The sequence below is a fragment of the Luminiphilus syltensis NOR5-1B genome (assembly GCF_000158175.1).
Lineage (GTDB): Bacteria > Pseudomonadota > Gammaproteobacteria > Pseudomonadales > Halieaceae > Luminiphilus > Luminiphilus syltensis.
Genome location: NZ_DS999411.1, coordinates 298,759 through 314,780, shown reverse-complemented (window position 1 = coordinate 314,780; position 16,022 = coordinate 298,759). Strand labels below are relative to the sequence as shown.

The following is a 16,022-nucleotide window of genomic DNA, read 5'->3' as shown; positions in this document are numbered from 1 at the left end:
TGGAATAGAAGCCACTGGATCGTGTTTCGGTTCGCGACAGCGTCCATTTGCGTTAAAGTTCGCGCCGCAATACCAGCAATCACACAAGCGATCACGAACCGGAGCGACGCCATGTACAAGGCCCCCCTCGAAGATATGCAGTTTCTCATCGATGACGTTATCGACATCGAGAACACACTGGGCTCGCTGCCCCGGTTTGCTGAGCACGGATTGGGTCCCGACCTCACCACAGCGCTTCTGGATGAAGCCAGTAAATTTGCCAGCGATGCGCTGGCGCCGCTGCGTCGGGGCGGCGATACTCATCCCGCGACCTGCGCCGATGGCAAAGTCACGATCTCACCCGGATACGCCGAAGTATTACGTGGTCTTGGTGACGGTGGCTGGGTGGGCATTACCGCCGACGCGGAGTACGGTGGGCAGGCGCTCCCCGAACTTTACGGCACCGCCTCGCACGAAATGTGGAACAGCGCCGATATGGCTTTTGCCCTCGGTCCCTTCCTGAGCAGTGGCGCGGCGCTGGCGATTGCCGCCCACGGCAGCGATGAACTCAAGGAAAAGTACCTGAGCCGAATCAATTCCGGCGAATGGTCGGGAACCATGAACCTCACCGAATCCGGTGCCGGTTCCGATCTCGGGCCAATGAAAACCCGGGCCGAGCGCGAGGGTGATCACTATCGGATTTTCGGCCAGAAGATTTACATTACCTGGGGTGACCACGACGCCAACGAAAACATCATCCATCTCGTACTGGCGCGACTGCCTGATGCCCCAGAAGGGTCACGCGGGATTTCCCTGTTCCTCGTCCCCAAATTTTTGGTTAACGACGATGGATCATTGGGTGCGCGAAACGACGTTTATCCGGTTTCGGTCGAGCACAAGCTGGGTATCCATGGCAGTCCCACTTGCGTCATGGCCTATGGCGATAATGACGGCGCCATCGGTTATCTGGTGGGCGAAGAAAACAACGGCCTCGCCTGCATGTTCACTATGATGAATGAGGCGCGACTCAAGGTGGGTCTGCAGGGGCTCGGGACGTCCGAAGGTGCCTATCAGCAGGCGGTAGACTATGCCCGCGAGCGGGTTCAGGGTGGGGTGCCTATCATCGAGCACGCCGACGTCAAGCGCATGCTGCTGACCATGCGCGCGCTCAACGAGGCGATGCGAGCGCTGGCGTTTTCTGAGGCGGTGACCATGGATCTCGCCCATTACGGGCCGGAGGAGGCGCGAACGCCGAACCAGCGCCGCATTGATCTGATGATTCCCGTGATCAAAGGCTGGCTCACCGAAGTGGGTCTCGAGGTCACCTCCAATGGCGTTCAGGTGCACGGTGGCATGGGCTATGTTGAAGAGACCGGCGCAGCCCAATACATGCGCGATGTGCGCATCGCGTCGATTTACGAGGGCACCAATGGTATCCAGGCGGCGGACCTTTTGAATCGCAAGGTGGGTCGCGATGGTGGGGCGACCATGGAGGCGGTGCAGCAGGAAATTCGCGACACGGTCGAGGCGTTAAAAGCGGCTGATAATCCGGCGCTAAACACCCTGGGCGGTGCACTGGAAAGCGCATTGGCGGATCACGTCGAAACCACCCAGTATTTGCTGAGCGCCCTGAGCGACAGCACCTTCCGGGCCATGGGCGGGTCCTTTGATTACATGATGCAGACGGGCTACCTGTTCGGAGGCTGGCAGCTGGCTCGATCGGCGCTGGTGGCCGGCAAGAAGCTGGCCGCCGGAGAACAGTCGGAATTTTGCGAATGCAAGATCGCCACCGCCGCTTTTTATGGGGCCAATATTCTGCCGCGCTGTGTGGGGCATCGCGGCGCGATCATCGATTCCGCGTCCACCCTCGAGCAGTATCCGGTGGGTTGGCTGTAAATCTCCATGGCGGTAAGTAACTTCGCCACGCCCGACCTGTCGGATGATTGTCCGGTCGCCCAGGTGCTGCCCTTTCAGTGGCAGCGTTTCGGCAGGCGCGTGATTTTCGGTGGCCCCGCGTCCACCGTCGCCTGTTTTGAGGACAACTCACGGGTCGCCGAGGCGGTTGCCGAAGCCGGGGAAGGGCGCGTTCTGCTGGTGGATGGCCAGGGCTCGCTCGACCGATCGCTCTTGGGAGACCGACTGGCCCGGAAAGCCGGCGACAACGGCTGGGCCGGTGTGATCGTTATCGGTGCCGTGCGCGATGTCGAGGTTATTGACGACATCGATATCGGGGTCTACTCCCTTGGGGTGTGCCCCCGAAAAACCGAAAAACGCGATCGCGGTGACCGCGATATTTCGCTGGAGTGGCGGGGCATCACGGTGTCCCCCGGGCACTGGATTTATGCCGACCGCAATGGCGTGCTGGTCAGCGCCGGTCCGATTCACGGCTGAATCGATGCCCGGCTAGCTGAGTCGCAGGGATAAATCCAGCGGTGTTACCGACTTGGTCAGAGCGCCGATCGAGATAAAGTCGACCCCGGTCGCGGCGATGGCGGGCAGCGTGGTTTCGTTGACATTGCCCGAGGCTTCCAATTCGGCGCGGCCTGCGTTCATCGCCACGGCCTCACGCATGGCGTCCAGCGAAAAATTGTCCAGCATGATGCGGTCGGCCTGAGCCTCCAGGGCAATTTCCAGCTCGCCGAGACTCTCTACTTCCACTTCAACCGGTTTTCCCGGTGCCTGGCGCCGCGCTTCGGCAACCGCCTGGGGAATCCCACCACAGGCGGCGATGTGGTTTTCCTTGATCAGGAAGGCATCGAACAGGCCGATTCGGTGGTTGTGGCAGCCGCCCTGGGTAACGGCATATTTCTGCGCCAGTCGCAGGCCCGGAAGTGTCTTTCGGGTGTCGAGCAGGCGCACCGGAGTGTCGGCGACAAGGTCAGCGTAGGCGCGGCAGCGGGTCGCGGTTCCCGATAATAACTGGAGGAAATTAAGGGCAGTTCGCTCCCCGGTGAGGATTCCGCGTGCTGGCCCCGACACGCTAAAGAGCCGGTCGTCGGCCGCCAGGCTATCCCCGTCGGCTTTAAACCAGTTCACCGTCAATGTGGGGTCGACCGCGGCAAAGGTCGCATCCACCAATGCAGAACCACAAAGCACCCCCGGTTCCCGGGTAATCACGGTCGCGGTCGCCTGGGTGTCAGCGCCGATCAGCCCGGCGGTCACATCGCCACTGCCGACATCCTCGTCAAGGGCGACCTGCACCAGTTGTTTTATGTAGTGAGGGTCCAGAGTCACAAAGTTTCCCCTATTCAGCACCGCCCCGGCACTCACTGCGGGCTGGCGACTTTGGCGTCAGTTGGGCAGTGCGTCACCTCACGGGAGATACTGCCGTGAGATACACTGCGCGGGTGAGACACACTGCAGACACAACATACACCCTGATACAGGGCTGGATTCCTTCAGCGCACCACGTCGTATCGCCCAATTATAATGCCCGTCCCGCTGAAGCCGAGCCCAATTTGATTGTGGTGCACAATATTTCACTACCACCCGGTGAGTTTGGTGGGGGCTACATCAATGCCCTGTTTACCAATTGCCTGGATCCAGCGGTGCATCCCTATTTCGCCGAAATCTGCGATTTGCGGGTGTCCTCGCATTTTCTTATCAGCCGCGGCGGTGAACTGACCCAATATGTGGCTACCGATGACCGCGCCTGGCATGCCGGGCATTCCGAATGGTGCGGCCGTGGCAATTGCAATGATTTCAGTATTGGCATCGAGCTCGAGGGGACCGACGACGAGCCTTACGCTGAGGAGCAATATGCGGTTCTGGTCCAGCTGATCGATCTCTTGCAACGCGAATACCCCTCCATAGCCGCGGATGCTATTGTTGGCCATTCGGATATTGCGCCGGGGCGTAAGACGGATCCCGGACCCGCGTTTGACTGGCCAAAGCTCTGGGCGCAGTTACGCCTTGAGCGGTCCCAGCAGGGGAGAGCGACGTGAGTTATCTGGCATTTATTGTTGCCACCGGATTTTTGGTGCTGTTGGGTCCCGGCGGTCCCTTGCACAGCGACGGCTGGTTTCGCTCGCTACAGGCGCGGGTGGATGCCCTTGAGCCTGACCTGTGGTTCGGCTTTTTCTTGATGGTGGTTGCACCCTGTGTCGGTTTTGCCGTGCTGTATGCCATCGTGGACGGCGTGTTCGGCGACGCGGCAATGTTGTTGCTCGGTACCCCAGCCCTGTTTTTTTCATTTGGTCGGAATGACCTGCCCACGCTGCTCGAACGGTTCCTCGCGCGCGCCCGGAATGGCGACAACGAGGGCGCGGCCTGGGTGCTCACTGAAGCCGGTATTGAATCCGAAGCCGACGGGATTGATGAGTTTGCACGGGTAGCGGCACGGGCAACCCTCTATGAGGCCTATCAGCGCTGGTTTCCGCCAGTATTTTATTTTTTGTTGTTGGGGCCCCTCGGTGCCGTCGCCTACCGGTTAATGCAATTGAGCGTTAATGACCGGCGGGTGCCCGTCGGCTCTCTGCGCCATCTCGCAGACTGGTTGCCATCGCGCATGCTGTTACTGACCTTCGCGATCATCGGACGCTTTGATCGGGTCAGACCAGTGCTGACCGAGTACGCCCTTGATCCGGATATCGAGACCGACGAGCTTCTGTTTTTGGCGGCGGAAGCGGCCTTTGATGTCGATAACGAAGCTGACCCGGCGGGGCAGGTAACGGTGGTTCAGGACGCGACCCGGAGATCGATGACGGTTTGGGTTGTTGTGATATCGATACTGGCCATCATCGCCTGAAGAAGCAGTGATAAGCGCCGATAATGAACCGACGTTCTTTCTTCCCTTAAACCGCTTTCACGTCCATCACCATGAAGTCAACTGGTAAAACCCGACCTGCCCTTAGAACCGAGAATGGTGGTGAGGACGACCGTCAGACACTCTGGGCCACCCTGGTTTTCCATCCGGACTTCACCCGAATCGGTGCCCGCGCCGCGCTGTTGTCGTGGCCTGCGGAGCGTTGGCCGTCCCCGCGGGACAAGCACGCTATTGGCCGGGCAGTACCGGACTTCAGCGACGGCCTGCCCATTGGAGATCCGCATGTCAGCCGCCGTGCGCTCACTCTGTCGTTTAAACCGGCAGGGTTGCTGATCAGCGTGGCCTCCGAGAGCGCAGACTGCCGTATCGGGGCGGATAGGGCGACCGAGGTGCTGGTCGATCACGCCCAGTTAGCCGTCGGTGTGCCGGTCCGTTTGGGTCACGGTGTGGTGATTCTTTTGCGACAGGCTGCTAGTGCGCCTGCAGTGTATGGCACATCGATCGATGAGGATGCCTATCCCGGTACGTCCGAGGAGGTGCGTCAGTTGAGGCAGCTCATTTTCAGTGCGGCACGGTCGCATCTACCGGTGCTCGTTCTCGGAGAATCGGGTGTGGGCAAAGAGCTTGTTGCCGGCGCGGTGCACCGATTCAGTCCCCGCGCCGATGAGCGGCTGGTGGCGATCAATATGACGGCCATCTCCGAGGGACTGGCAGCGGCTGAGCTCTTTGGCAGCACCAAGGGGGCTTTCACCGGTGCACAGCCGCGTTCGGGTTTTTTTCGCGATGCGCACAAGGGCACTTTATTTCTCGATGAAATCGGCGACACCGCACCACAAATCCAGACGCAACTGTTGCGGGCGCTGCAAACCGGCGAAGTGCAGGTTGTGGGCGGGCGACCGGAAGTGGTCGATGTGCGCATTGTCGCGGCCACTGATGCCGATACCAGTGCGGAGTCGGGCTTTCGCGCGGCGCTGAAGCATCGCCTCGCCGGAGTGACACTGGAGGTGCCGCCCCTGCGCTCAAGACTCGAAGACATCGGCGTTATCGCGCGGGGTCGATTACTGTCCTCCGAGCAGGGAGCCGCTCTGCTGGCTGCCGCGGTCGAAGACCCTCGGGTTGCGGCCTATTGGGCAGGACGCTTCTTCGACTGGTTACTCGAGCGGTGGCCCGGCAATATCAGGGAGCTGATCAATGCCTGCGATCGCGAGTTGCTTGATGCCGCGGGCCGTATTCAGAACGGGCAGTGGCAGATTCACGAGCCAACAACCGATTTTGTTACCGATGTTGGTGACGATCGTCTGGCGGAGGTACACCGCGCGAGTGAATTCGAGGTGGCTGCAACCGCGCGCGCTCTGGGGATGAGTCGGCCAACGCTGTACCGTCGGATTCGCGCCCACCCCGACTTGCGCCTTGCCGATGATATTTCAGACGATGAATTACGTGAGAGCGTTGCTCGGTGGGGGCGCGACGAGCGGACGCTCAGTCGGCATCTTGAGGTTTCTGCCTCGGCGCTCAAAGCACGTTTGAAGTCACTGAAACCCTAGGTTATTGCGGAAATGGTTGAGCACTGGTGATACCAAAACGGTTCAGCCGCTCCTTCCGCTTACCGCGCCCCTATAAGGCGGTTGCCCGTCTCGGTTCAGGGGGCGAAGGTGAATGCTGGCGAGCCTATGATCCGCTACTCGAGCGCGATGTGGTGGCCAAGTGTTACTCGTCCGGTGGTATTGCTCGCGATCAACCGGTGCTGATGCAATCCCTTAGCCTGCTCGCCCAAATCAATAGCCCCCTGGTACCCACGGTGCACGCGGTCGTGGTCAGGCGCAGAGCGGTCTGGGTAATCTCGCGCTTTGTGGAGGGCCAAAGCCTGGTCGACCGTGGAGGCCTTCCCGTCGAACGCCAGCTTGACTGGGTTATCGAACTTCTGCGGCAGTTGGACGCGCTCCACATGGAGGGCCTGCTGCATGGTGATCTGGCGCCAGGCAATGTGGTTATTGACACCAATGGCGGGGCACAGCTCATTGATTTTGGGCTGATCACCCCATTGGGCAAGCCGGTGATGGGCGCAGGTACCGAGGGGTTTCAGGCACCCGAGCATCGTGCACGGCAATTGGCGGAGCCATCGATGGACGTCTTCGCGCTCGGAGCGCTGATTATCTGGATGATCTCGGGCGACCCACCCAAAGTACTGGGGCGCTTTGGCGGGGCATTGGTCACCCATATACCCAGTCCACCACTCGATCTGGATGTGGCGCATCGCCGACTCTGGCGCAGCGCTGAGGCCATGGTTACCCCCAATCCGTCCCAGCGACCTTCTTTGAGCCGTATCGAACAGACACTGCTGGCCGTGGGAAAAACGGGTGCGATACCGGTCGCCCCAGGGCGTTCGCCGGGTTCGACCCAGTCTCTCGCGCCAGGAATACCAGCAGCGGGTATTGGCACCCCTGGTTCAACCCAGAACCCCGCTACCGCGAAAAAGTTCGCAGGCAGTGAACCGAGTCGCGCACCCGCCGAGGGCAAGTTTGACGCGCCGGTTGGGGGGCTTGGACGATGGGCGCGATGGCATCATCGCCTGTGGCTGTTGTTACCCGCGCTTGCCGTGGCCGGGTTTATGGCGGTCGAGAGCCTGCAGCGAAGCGTTTTCATTACGGTTGCCGACTGGCAAATTGCGGAGCGGGGGTTGTCGGCGCCGTTGATTACCGAGGAGACGCTACTGCAGATGGCGACCACGGCTGCGCAGGCGCATTGGCGTGTCGACAGCGACGGCCGGGATGAACAGCTGGCGCTTTCGCTCACCTGTGATCGCTCGAGCTGCCAGCTCAGTGCTGAGCATCGCGGCTACGGCCCGGTCCATTGGCACCAGAGCACGGTCGATCAGGAAACGTCGGCAATGCTCTGGACGGCGGCGATCACCGATTTAATGGATACAGCGAGCCGCCATGAACGCTAAAGGGCGTCGACCCCGCCGATGGCGACATGCGCGCCATCGAGTCTGCTCTACAAACCCGACCAACGCCCACCACAAGCGATAGCTCAAGATCATGGGGTTGGGCGTTTCGCGTATGGAGCTTCCTTTTCCCGCAATGCAAAAAGGAGTTGATCAAGGTGCGGGGTATCCACTTCGCTTGCGGCTTCGGGCTTTAGGGTGTCGAGCAGGTAGCCCAGAATATCCTCGAGTTCACTGCGTCGGCGGGCGTTGAAGTCGGCGCACATCGATGATGTATTGGCGGCGGTTTGCCGGGCCACGGTGATTGCTTTTTGACCCAGATCGGTGGCGACACCGGTGTACCCAAGGGCGCTGAAAATAGTACGGGTTTCTTCGATAACCGAGTGAAATTCATCGTTCAGGCTGCCCTCGAGCAAGCCCCCATTGTTAACGTTGTACAACGCGGTCAATGGGTTGATGGCGCAATTGATGGCGAGCTTGTTGAAGAGAATGCTACGGATATCGGTGGACCAGTAACTGTCCGGTGTACTCCTCAGAAGCTCGGCGATGCCCGGCGGCGGTTTCTCCATCATCGCCTTATGGGCACTTAAATGACCCACCTGTGTGGCGCCGAGCCCGGCACGGTGAATATGGTCCCGGTTGCTGCGATAACAGCCCGTGGTGGTGGTACCGGCACACACCTGAACAGGGTGTCTCGTCGTCTCGATTGATTGCAGCCAGCTCAGGCCATTGACCATGATCAGGACCGTGGCATCGGGCGCCAGCGCAGACACCAGGGCATCGAAGACTTCCGTGACCTGGAAAGCCTTGGTGGTGATTAACAGGTGGTCAATCCTGCCCGACTGGCCGATGGGGCACTCGGGAAACAACAGGGTTTCAATGTTCTCCCCGGTCTCAAGCGTGAGCGCCCTGGTCCCGTCGCTAGGCCGATGGGTGAGCAGTGTCACATCGCAACCGTAGCGACGTAACTGGTGGGCGAAATAGCCGCCAATGGCGCCGGCGCCGGCAACATGCCAATGAACCGTCATCGCACGCGCCTCAGGTAATGCTGGACCCGATCCTGGGTGTAGGGTTCGGGTGGGCGCTGCCCTAGCGAGGAATACCAGAGGAAGCTGAGTGCGGTATAGATTGCCAGTGCGTCTGAGAGCGACAGACGATCGGTGGCATCCAGCCCCGCCGCCCGGATGAGGGGTTCGGATTTCAGGTTGGGTCGCTCCGCCAGTGCCGCCGCGAGATCGAACCAGGGCGAGCCCATCGCCGCATAGTCCCAGTCGATGGCGACCCATCCGCCGCCGGCTGCCATAAGCACATTGCCCGGTGTTAAGTCGTTATGACAGGGTACCTGAGGGTATTGGTTAAGGCGCTCCAGGGCTCGGTCAAGTGGGGGCCGCCACGCGGTCAACAGTGCTCTGATCTCCGGACCCCCACTGGCGGTTTGGTAGTTATCGAGGTGGGCGGCCAGGTCCAGCTGATGGTTGAGCGGGGGAAGGGCGCGGACTGATTTGAGTAGGCCGCCCAGCTGCTCTTCGTTGATGGGAAAGGGCGGCGGCTGGCAGCGCGCCATCACCCAAATACCCGTGTCTTCGCAGGTGTAGACCACGGGGGGTGCGATGCCGAGGCCTGCGGCGTGTCGATGTGCAATGAAGGACGTCGAGACGTCGATGCCAGTAGGTGTGTCGGTCGAATCGGGCATGCGAATAGCGAATTCACCGGATCCTGAGGCTCCGACCACCAGGTTTGCCGTGCCCACGCCCAGGATCTCAGTTATCTGCGGCCGGTGTGTCAGGGGTGGTTGCACGTCCCAGTCCGCCCACCGATCAAGTACCGATTCAAGTGCTAAACGCTGTGATTCGCTAGGTGTTTTCGCCACTGCCAATATCCCACCGCCGCCAAAACGACGTAGCCTGCAAACAATGCCGCGGTAAGGTCCAGCCCGCGGGACAGGTAAAGGTAAATGGAAAGCAGGTCGATAGCGATCCAGTAAAGCCAGTTTTCGAGTATTTTGCGTGCCACCATCCAGGTGGCCAGGACCGCGGCGATGGTCGTTGTGGCATCGAGGAACGGGAGGGCTGCTGACGTATAGCGCGTCAGTAGCCCACCGGAAACACCGGCGAGCACGGCGATACTGGCGAGCGCCACCAGATGCCAGCGCCAGGGTTTCGTTGTTACCGGAAGTCTGTCCTTGCCTGCATCACTGCCCCATTGCTTCCATCCGTACAGGGATACCGCGATATAGACCCACTGCAGGGCGGATTCCATGAGCAACGACGCGCGCCAGAAAATAACAATGTACAGGCCGGCGCTGGCAATGGCGACGAGAAAGCAGGATCGTCGCTCTCTAATGGCCAGCACGAGGTAAGCCAGCGCAAGCGCCGATGCTGCGGGCTCCAGCCAGGCTTCGATCAGCATTTACCCGGCCGGCTCGATATCCACGAAGTGTTCGGGAATAAACTTGGCGACCAGTACCTGTTTGCCAAAAGTGGCATAGCTCGCTTCGAGCGCCGCTTGAATCGCGGAAAACACCGCTGCGCTTTCACCGGTGACCTGCGTGCTCATCGAGTTGGTCACAGCGCTCACCGGTTGCTGCTCAAGTAGCCTGTCGATGAATGAGAGCACGATGGCCTCGTAGTTCTCGCTCAGGGGATAAAGGCTAAGTTCTGCTGTCATGCGCATCAGGTTTCTCCATGGAGGAAATCGTACTCAAGGGTTAAACCAAACATCCGTGGCTCGCCAAACTGGTAATAGGGCTCGAGCGCATATTCCTTTCGCGGGTCGTTACCAAAGGTGCCGAAGCCGCGGACGGTGTAGGTCTCGTTGCTCAGATTCCTGCCCCACAAGCGCAGCGTCACGCCGCCCCTTTGCCAGCCGATATGACCGTTGAGTAACAGTCGTTCCTCGGAGCGAACTTCGTGGCGATCCGAGAACAGGTAGTCGTCCATGCCGGTGAGCTCCAGCCCCAGAGACAAGGTGTTGGTAGCACGCCAGTCGGCGGCAAGTCGATATTGATAGCTCGGCGCCTGGGGCTGGTCGCGGCCGCTCAAATCCTCTCCGGTGGCACTGGTGTAGTCATCAAAGGTGGCATCGAGCAATCCCAGTGCCGCCGCCAGCGACCAGTCCGCATTGGGCGTCCAGCGGCCCTCCCACTCGATACCCTGATTGGTACCTTCTGCTGCGTTATCGGTGTAATCGATGAAGGCGGTGCTGCCGTCTTCTCGGGGGATAACCAGTGAGCCCCTCGCCTGCTGATCGCGACGCTGCATATGGAAGGCGGTCAGGGTCGATGACAGTTGTCCGTCGGCGGCGGTGAAATGCCAGCCAATTTCGGTACTCAGCAGGGACTCCTCGTCGAAAAATCCAAAAGTGGACGATAAGTCCTCGGAGGGTGGCGGCTCGATAGCTTCAATGCTCGCCAGCAGACTGGCATTGACACCCCCGGCACGCACACCTCGGGCGAGGGCCACATACACCCGGTTTTCGGGGTTGGGTGCCCACTCGAGCCCCATCCGGCCACTCCACAAATTGTCGTCAATGCCTTCGTCGATTGCCGCGCTGTCGGCGTAGTCGGTGCGTCGTTGCTCCAGACGGGCGCCAATGAAGATGCTCAGCTCGGGAGTGAGGGTCTGGTCGACCTGGCCAAATATCGCGGCGGTTGAAATATCGAGATCGCTGGTAAAGGGTCCAGCCAGATAGGTGTAGTCGCGGCGCAGAGATTCATCCTCCTCCCGGATATAAACTCCGGCGACCCATTGAGTGGCGCTGTTATCCGTTGAACGGGCTCGGCCCTCGAGACTGAACATATCCCGGTCACGCCGGTAGCGGTCGAAGGACGAATACTCCCAGCCCGGCGCAATACCGACAAAGGACCAGTCCTCGTCGTAGCTATAGTCGGTGTCGGTGCGAGCCATGCTGAGCTGAACACTTTTTTCGATAGTGTCGCCAAAGCCAGTCCAGCGCAGCCGCAGGGCGTCGGTCGTGAGGCGGTCACTTCCCGGCGCATCCGACAAGGTGTTGCGCGTATTGTCGAGGGAAAATGCATCGTAACCATTGTCCACATCGATATGGTAGGCGCCCACGTCAATACGATGGCGACTACTCTCCCAGGCGAGTTGGGCACGAACCGTGGTTTCGTCGATATTGTTGGTATCGTCACGCCCCAGCCAGGTGTTGTCGATGGTTCCATTGCTCCGGTAGTTGTTAACAGCGAGCCGAACCGCGGTGCCGTCATTGATCGGCCCACCCAGCGTCGCGCCGATCCGTTGACCGCCGTAGTTCTCAAGGCCCGTGACAATACCCAGCGTCTTACCGGAGTCCGCCGGTGTGCTGCGGAGGTTGATCAGACCTGCCAGGGCATTCGCACCCAGCAGCGTGCCCTGGGGGCCGCGAAGAATTTCTACCTGGCTGAGGTCAAAGAGGGTTGCGGCACCGCCGAGACCCGTCAGGTCGATACCATCGAGCAGGGTGGCTACGGACGCGTTTAGCGGCTCAACAAACTGACTGCGTTCGCCCACGCCTCGTATCTGCAGGAATCGCCCGCGTGATGCGCCACTGGCAAAGTTGACGTTGGGTGCGGCCGAGAGCACGTCAGCCAGATGCTCGGCAGCGCGTTGTCGCATGATCTCGGTATCAATCAGGGTAAAACTACTGCGCTGGGCATCCTCGGCCATAAGGCCTGCGGATACGACGACCTCCTCGAGCGCCTCGTCTTCGGCATGGGCGGGCACCACGAGCACTAGTGATAACAGCGAGGCCACTGTTGTCCGGGTTAAGGTCAACGAGGTCGCCGGTGCGGTGTGGGGGCGATTACGATGATCTGGCGATTGAATGGGTGTAGATTCGAACATGTTGACTCTCCCCGGCGCGGGCAAAGTCACTACAAGCAGAATTGCAGCGCCCTGTCCCTCCGCCGGTATTATCCGGTTCAGGTTCAACGGGTTCCCCTGGTGACAGAGCAGTGCGTACGATGTTCCCGTCGCATTCTCGCCAATCAAGGGGGGTCTCAGGCCGCAGCCACCCCGCAGGAACTCCCAGTATAACGCAACATATTTTCAATAATCGAGGTATGATGACAACGTGAGGTCGTCATCCTGAGGGCGAATTCGAGACCATAAGAGCCCCGAGATAAAAGACCCTAAAAAGGAGCGTTAATTTGTGGCTACTCCGGTAGAGGAAATTACTGTCGGTCTACCCCATGAGGGGCCGAGTCTGGAAGATAACCAGGATTTTTATGAGGTCAATCAGTATCTGCTGAGAGAGGTTTCCATCCTGTGCCGTCATTTGATAAGCACGGATAGCTTTGAAGAATTTTTGCACGCGCTCCTCCTGGGTGTCGGAGAGATGTTTGGTTCCGCCAAGGTGGAAGTAGTGATTCATGATCCGATCGCTGATCTCGCCGGGTACCTCGAGGATGAAACCCAGTTCGCAGGGCGCGTAAGGCTGACTCCCGACTCTGTGGAGGTGGTTTCACTGCATTCCGATGACCCGGCAACCTATCTGGTCAAAGCAGAGATGTCGCGGGAACTGGGCTTGATCCGAGGGGTCGATGTTGCAGACCACGTGTATGTCATCCCTCTGGTTCAGGGGGGCGTTCTGGTGGGCAGTCTTCACTGCGGCGACACCAAATTACATACCAACGCCACCGGCGATCCTGTGTTGATGGCTGATTTTGGTGAGTTCATTCCCGCCATACTGCAGCGTGTGATCAAGATTGAGCGAGCGTCGCGAGCGATGCTGTTGGACCCCGCCACGCATATTTCAAATCGGGCCGGGTTCGTACGCGACCTGGAGCGCGACCTGGACAAGGCACGACGAAAAAGCGGTAGCGTTTCGGTCGTTATTCTCAGGCTGTGTGGGATTGAGTCAATGGGCAACCTGTCGCAGCGGCATTTGCAGGAGCACTTCCTGCGCCAGGTGGCGGTGCTCCTGTCGGGGACCCTGCGCGCGTCCGATTGTATGGCGCGCCTCGGCCCCGTAACCTTCGCTGCCAGTCTCGTTGATGTCGAGCCAAAAATGGTGACCGAAATAGCCAATCGTATCCAGAGCGACCTCAATGGCTCATTGATCGATGACGGTATCGGCGCGGTCGTCGAAATCGTCGCTTGCGCGGGATATACCACGCTGAACGTCGATAAAGAGGTGTCGGAGTCCAATACGCTTCTGGCTCGAATGATCATCGAAACTGCGACTGAAGCAGCCAATTGCCTCTACGCCAACGATGGGCCGGTACGATACGCCGATGTCGAACTTTAGGTTCGGTTTTTGCCCGCTTCGGGTGCCCTAGCCAAAGCCCTTATCGGGCCCCTCAGTTCGAGCTCAGCACAGGCCGAAGCGCCGGGATAGCTAGCTGATTTTGCATCGCGATTGGGTTAGTCTTCGCGTCGGCCAACCAGACCTTACACTTTCATTGGAAGCATTGAATTGACGGAACAAAAAGCCACGAATGTTCACTGGCACGAGGGCGAGATCAATCGACCCGAGCGTGCCAAATTATTAGGCCACTCGGGCGCCACACTGTGGTTTACAGGGCTTTCTGGATCGGGGAAAAGCACGGTCGCCGTTGCCCTTGAAGGCGTACTGCACGACGCCGGTGTGCTGTGCTACCGGCTCGACGGCGACAATGTTCGCCTGGGTATCAATAAAAATCTGGGCTTTAGTGCTGACGACCGCGCCGAGAACATCCGTCGAGTGGGTGAGGTGTCCAAGCTGTTTGTGGATGCCGGCCTGGTGGTATTGAGCAGCTTTATCAGTCCCTACCGCGCCGATCGCGATTTGGTTCGGGAATTACATGAATCGGCCGGACTACCGTTTATCGAAGTTCACGTCGATTGCAGTCTCGATGCCGCCGAGGCCCGCGATCCGAAGGGTCTTTACAAGAAGGCGAGGGCTGGCGAAATCAAGAATTTTACGGGTATCGACGACCCCTATGAGGCGCCAGACCGCCCCGAAGTCCATTTGCGCACCGATGAGCAGACCCTCGAACAGGAAGTGCAGTTAATCCTGGATCATTTACGTACCCACGGCGTTCTGCGCTGAGCCATTACACGGAGTTAGCATGTCCCTGATCAAGCCCCATGGCGCCGATGAACTGCAGCCCAGAATTGTCACTGGCGCCGCCCGCGATGCGCTCCTGAAAGAAGCCGCCGAATTACCCACGGTGATGCTGTCATCGGCGGCAGCCGCCAATGCGGTGATGCTGGCCGGTGGGTATTTTACGCCGCTCAAGGGGTATATGAACCGTTCTGACGTTTTGTCGGTCGCCCAGCATATGAAGACCGCTGATGGCTTGTTTTGGCCAGTGCCGGTGGTGAACCTGGTGCCCCAGTTCAAGGGTGCTCCCGGAGACAGAGTCGCTTTACTCGACCCCAATGTCGCTGGAAACCCGGCGCTGGCCGTTATGACCATCGAGGCAGTTGAAACGCTTTCCGATGCTGACATGGCACTGGTCACCGAAAAAGTGTTCCGTACCTCCGATCCCGAACACCCCGGGGTTGCCGCCTTCAACAGTCAGGGGCAGACGCTGCTCTCTGGGCCCATCGAGGTATTGAATTACTCCTATTTTGAGCAGGATTTTCCCGACACTTTCCGCACGGCGGCGTCGCTTCGCGAAGAAATTGCCGAGCGGGGCTGGGCGCGCGTGGTCGCTTTCCAAACCCGCAACCCCATGCATCGCGCTCATGAAGAGTTGTGCCGTATGGCCATGCAGGATCTCGATGCCGACGGCGTTCTCATTCACATGTTGCTGGGCAAACTGAAGCCCGGTGATATCCCGGCAGAGGTGCGCGATGCCTCCATAAGGAAAATGGTCGAAATCTATTTTCCTCCCAACACGGTAATGGTGACGGGCTATGGCTTCGATATGCTTTACGCGGGGCCGCGCGAGGCTGTGCTGCACGCGGTGTTCAGACAGAATGCCGGTTGCACGCACCTCATTGTCGGCAGGGACCATGCCGGCGTTGGTGATTACTACGGCGGTTTTGACGCCCAGACAATATTCGATGAGGAGGTCCCGGGCGGTGCGCTGGATATTGAAATTTATCGCGCTGACCATACGGCCTACAGCAAGAAGCTGGACAAAGTGGTGATGATGCGCGACGCGCCGGACCACACCAAGGACGACTTTGTGCTGCTCTCAGGAACCAGGGTTCGTGAGATGCTGGGTCAGGGAATCGCTCCGCCCCCTGAGTTTTCACGGCCTGAAGTTGCCCAGATCCTGATGGATTATTACCAGTCGATGGCATGAGGTGTACCTAGGTGATCGTCTCCGCAGAGGGTTGTTGCCCCCACGTCGGAATCAGTAGACGGGGCGTTGCACTGCCCGAGAATGATCACAACCCGCAT

The 16,022-nt window shown here is 59.5% G+C and carries 15 protein-coding genes and 1 riboswitch; of the genes, 9 read left to right on the top strand and 6 right to left on the bottom strand.

Annotated features, from left to right (window positions below; all coding sequences use genetic code 11):
* Positions 1 to 111: 111 nt before the first annotated feature.
* Together NOR51B_RS01385 and rraA are read left to right on the top strand one after the other, a co-directional pair.
* The gene (locus tag NOR51B_RS01385) at positions 112 to 1,875 is read left to right on the top strand and encodes an acyl-CoA dehydrogenase (protein ID WP_009020393.1); all 1,764 of its coding nucleotides are present in this window, start codon (positions 112 to 114) and stop codon (positions 1,873 to 1,875) included.
* Positions 1,876 to 1,881: 6 nt separating this feature from the next.
* Positions 1,882 to 2,370, top strand: coding sequence for a ribonuclease E activity regulator RraA (gene rraA / locus NOR51B_RS01380; RefSeq protein ID WP_009021377.1), 489 nt, complete (start codon positions 1,882 to 1,884; stop codon positions 2,368 to 2,370).
* Positions 2,371 to 2,382: 12 nt separating this feature from the next.
* Here the strand turns inward: rraA and nadC are convergent, their stop codons facing one another.
* On the bottom strand, positions 2,383 to 3,213 hold the full coding sequence (gene nadC / locus NOR51B_RS01375; RefSeq protein ID WP_050759391.1) for a carboxylating nicotinate-nucleotide diphosphorylase: 831 nt from the start codon (positions 3,211 to 3,213) through the stop codon (positions 2,383 to 2,385).
* Between the two features lie 95 nt (positions 3,214 to 3,308).
* Between nadC and ampD the strand changes: the two genes are divergently transcribed.
* The 4 genes from ampD (at position 3,309) to NOR51B_RS01355 (ending at position 7,691) form a co-directional block, all read left to right on the top strand.
* Entirely contained in the window at positions 3,309 to 3,923 is a 615-nt protein-coding gene (gene ampD, locus NOR51B_RS01370; protein ID WP_407635203.1) for a 1,6-anhydro-N-acetylmuramyl-L-alanine amidase AmpD, read from the top strand.
* Positions 3,920 to 4,726 (top strand): regulatory signaling modulator protein AmpE, encoded by an 807-nt coding sequence (gene ampE / locus NOR51B_RS01365; protein WP_009020216.1) that lies wholly within the window; start codon positions 3,920 to 3,922, stop codon positions 4,724 to 4,726. Before ampD ends, ampE begins: the two co-directional genes overlap by 4 nt.
* A 71-nt stretch (positions 4,727 to 4,797) precedes the next feature.
* Positions 4,798 to 6,288 carry a sigma-54-dependent transcriptional regulator gene (locus NOR51B_RS01360; RefSeq protein ID WP_009020237.1) on the top strand — a complete coding sequence of 497 codons (1,491 nt, stop codon included), beginning with the start codon at positions 4,798 to 4,800 and terminating at the stop codon, positions 6,286 to 6,288.
* A gap of 26 nt (positions 6,289 to 6,314) precedes the next feature.
* Positions 6,315 to 7,691 (top strand): protein kinase domain-containing protein, encoded by a 1,377-nt coding sequence (locus NOR51B_RS01355; protein ID WP_009019838.1) that lies wholly within the window; start codon positions 6,315 to 6,317, stop codon positions 7,689 to 7,691.
* Positions 7,692 to 7,780: 89 nt separating this feature from the next.
* Here the strand turns inward: NOR51B_RS01355 and NOR51B_RS01350 are convergent, their stop codons facing one another.
* From NOR51B_RS01350 to NOR51B_RS01330, 5 genes are read right to left on the bottom strand one after another with little or no spacing between them, the layout of a single operon-like run.
* Positions 7,781 to 8,716 carry a ketopantoate reductase family protein gene (locus NOR51B_RS01350; RefSeq protein WP_009019104.1) on the bottom strand — a complete coding sequence of 312 codons (936 nt, stop codon included), beginning with the start codon at positions 8,714 to 8,716 and terminating at the stop codon, positions 7,781 to 7,783.
* Positions 8,713 to 9,558, bottom strand: a complete 846-nt coding sequence (locus NOR51B_RS01345; RefSeq protein WP_009019442.1) for a phosphotransferase — start codon at positions 9,556 to 9,558, stop codon at positions 8,713 to 8,715. The genes NOR51B_RS01350 and NOR51B_RS01345 overlap by 4 nt, the downstream gene beginning before the upstream one ends.
* On the bottom strand, positions 9,525 to 10,097 hold the full coding sequence (gene pnuC / locus NOR51B_RS01340; protein WP_009021440.1) for a nicotinamide riboside transporter PnuC: 573 nt from the start codon (positions 10,095 to 10,097) through the stop codon (positions 9,525 to 9,527). Before pnuC ends, NOR51B_RS01345 begins: the two co-directional genes overlap by 34 nt.
* Positions 10,098 to 10,361 (bottom strand): YkoF family thiamine/hydroxymethylpyrimidine-binding protein, encoded by a 264-nt coding sequence (locus NOR51B_RS01335; RefSeq protein ID WP_040481523.1) that lies wholly within the window; start codon positions 10,359 to 10,361, stop codon positions 10,098 to 10,100.
* Positions 10,361 to 12,529, bottom strand: coding sequence for a TonB-dependent receptor (locus NOR51B_RS01330; protein ID WP_081443861.1), 2,169 nt, complete (start codon positions 12,527 to 12,529; stop codon positions 10,361 to 10,363). Before NOR51B_RS01330 ends, NOR51B_RS01335 begins: the two co-directional genes overlap by 1 nt.
* Before the next feature lie 37 nt (positions 12,530 to 12,566).
* Positions 12,567 to 12,713, bottom strand: a riboswitch (TPP riboswitch).
* Positions 12,714 to 12,836: 123 nt separating this feature from the next.
* Between NOR51B_RS01330 and NOR51B_RS01325 the strand changes: the two genes are divergently transcribed.
* From NOR51B_RS01325 to sat, 3 genes are all read left to right on the top strand, one after another.
* Positions 12,837 to 13,934: a sensor domain-containing diguanylate cyclase gene (locus NOR51B_RS01325; RefSeq protein WP_009020041.1), complete on the top strand. Its 1,098-nt coding sequence runs from the start codon at positions 12,837 to 12,839 to the stop codon at positions 13,932 to 13,934.
* 168 nt (positions 13,935 to 14,102) lie between these two features.
* Positions 14,103 to 14,717: an adenylyl-sulfate kinase gene (gene cysC, locus NOR51B_RS01320; RefSeq protein WP_009020070.1), complete on the top strand. Its 615-nt coding sequence runs from the start codon at positions 14,103 to 14,105 to the stop codon at positions 14,715 to 14,717.
* A 19-nt stretch (positions 14,718 to 14,736) separates the two neighbouring features.
* Positions 14,737 to 15,924, top strand: coding sequence for a sulfate adenylyltransferase (gene sat, locus NOR51B_RS01315; RefSeq protein WP_009020689.1), 1,188 nt, complete (start codon positions 14,737 to 14,739; stop codon positions 15,922 to 15,924).
* Positions 15,925 to 16,022 lie beyond the last annotated feature (98 nt).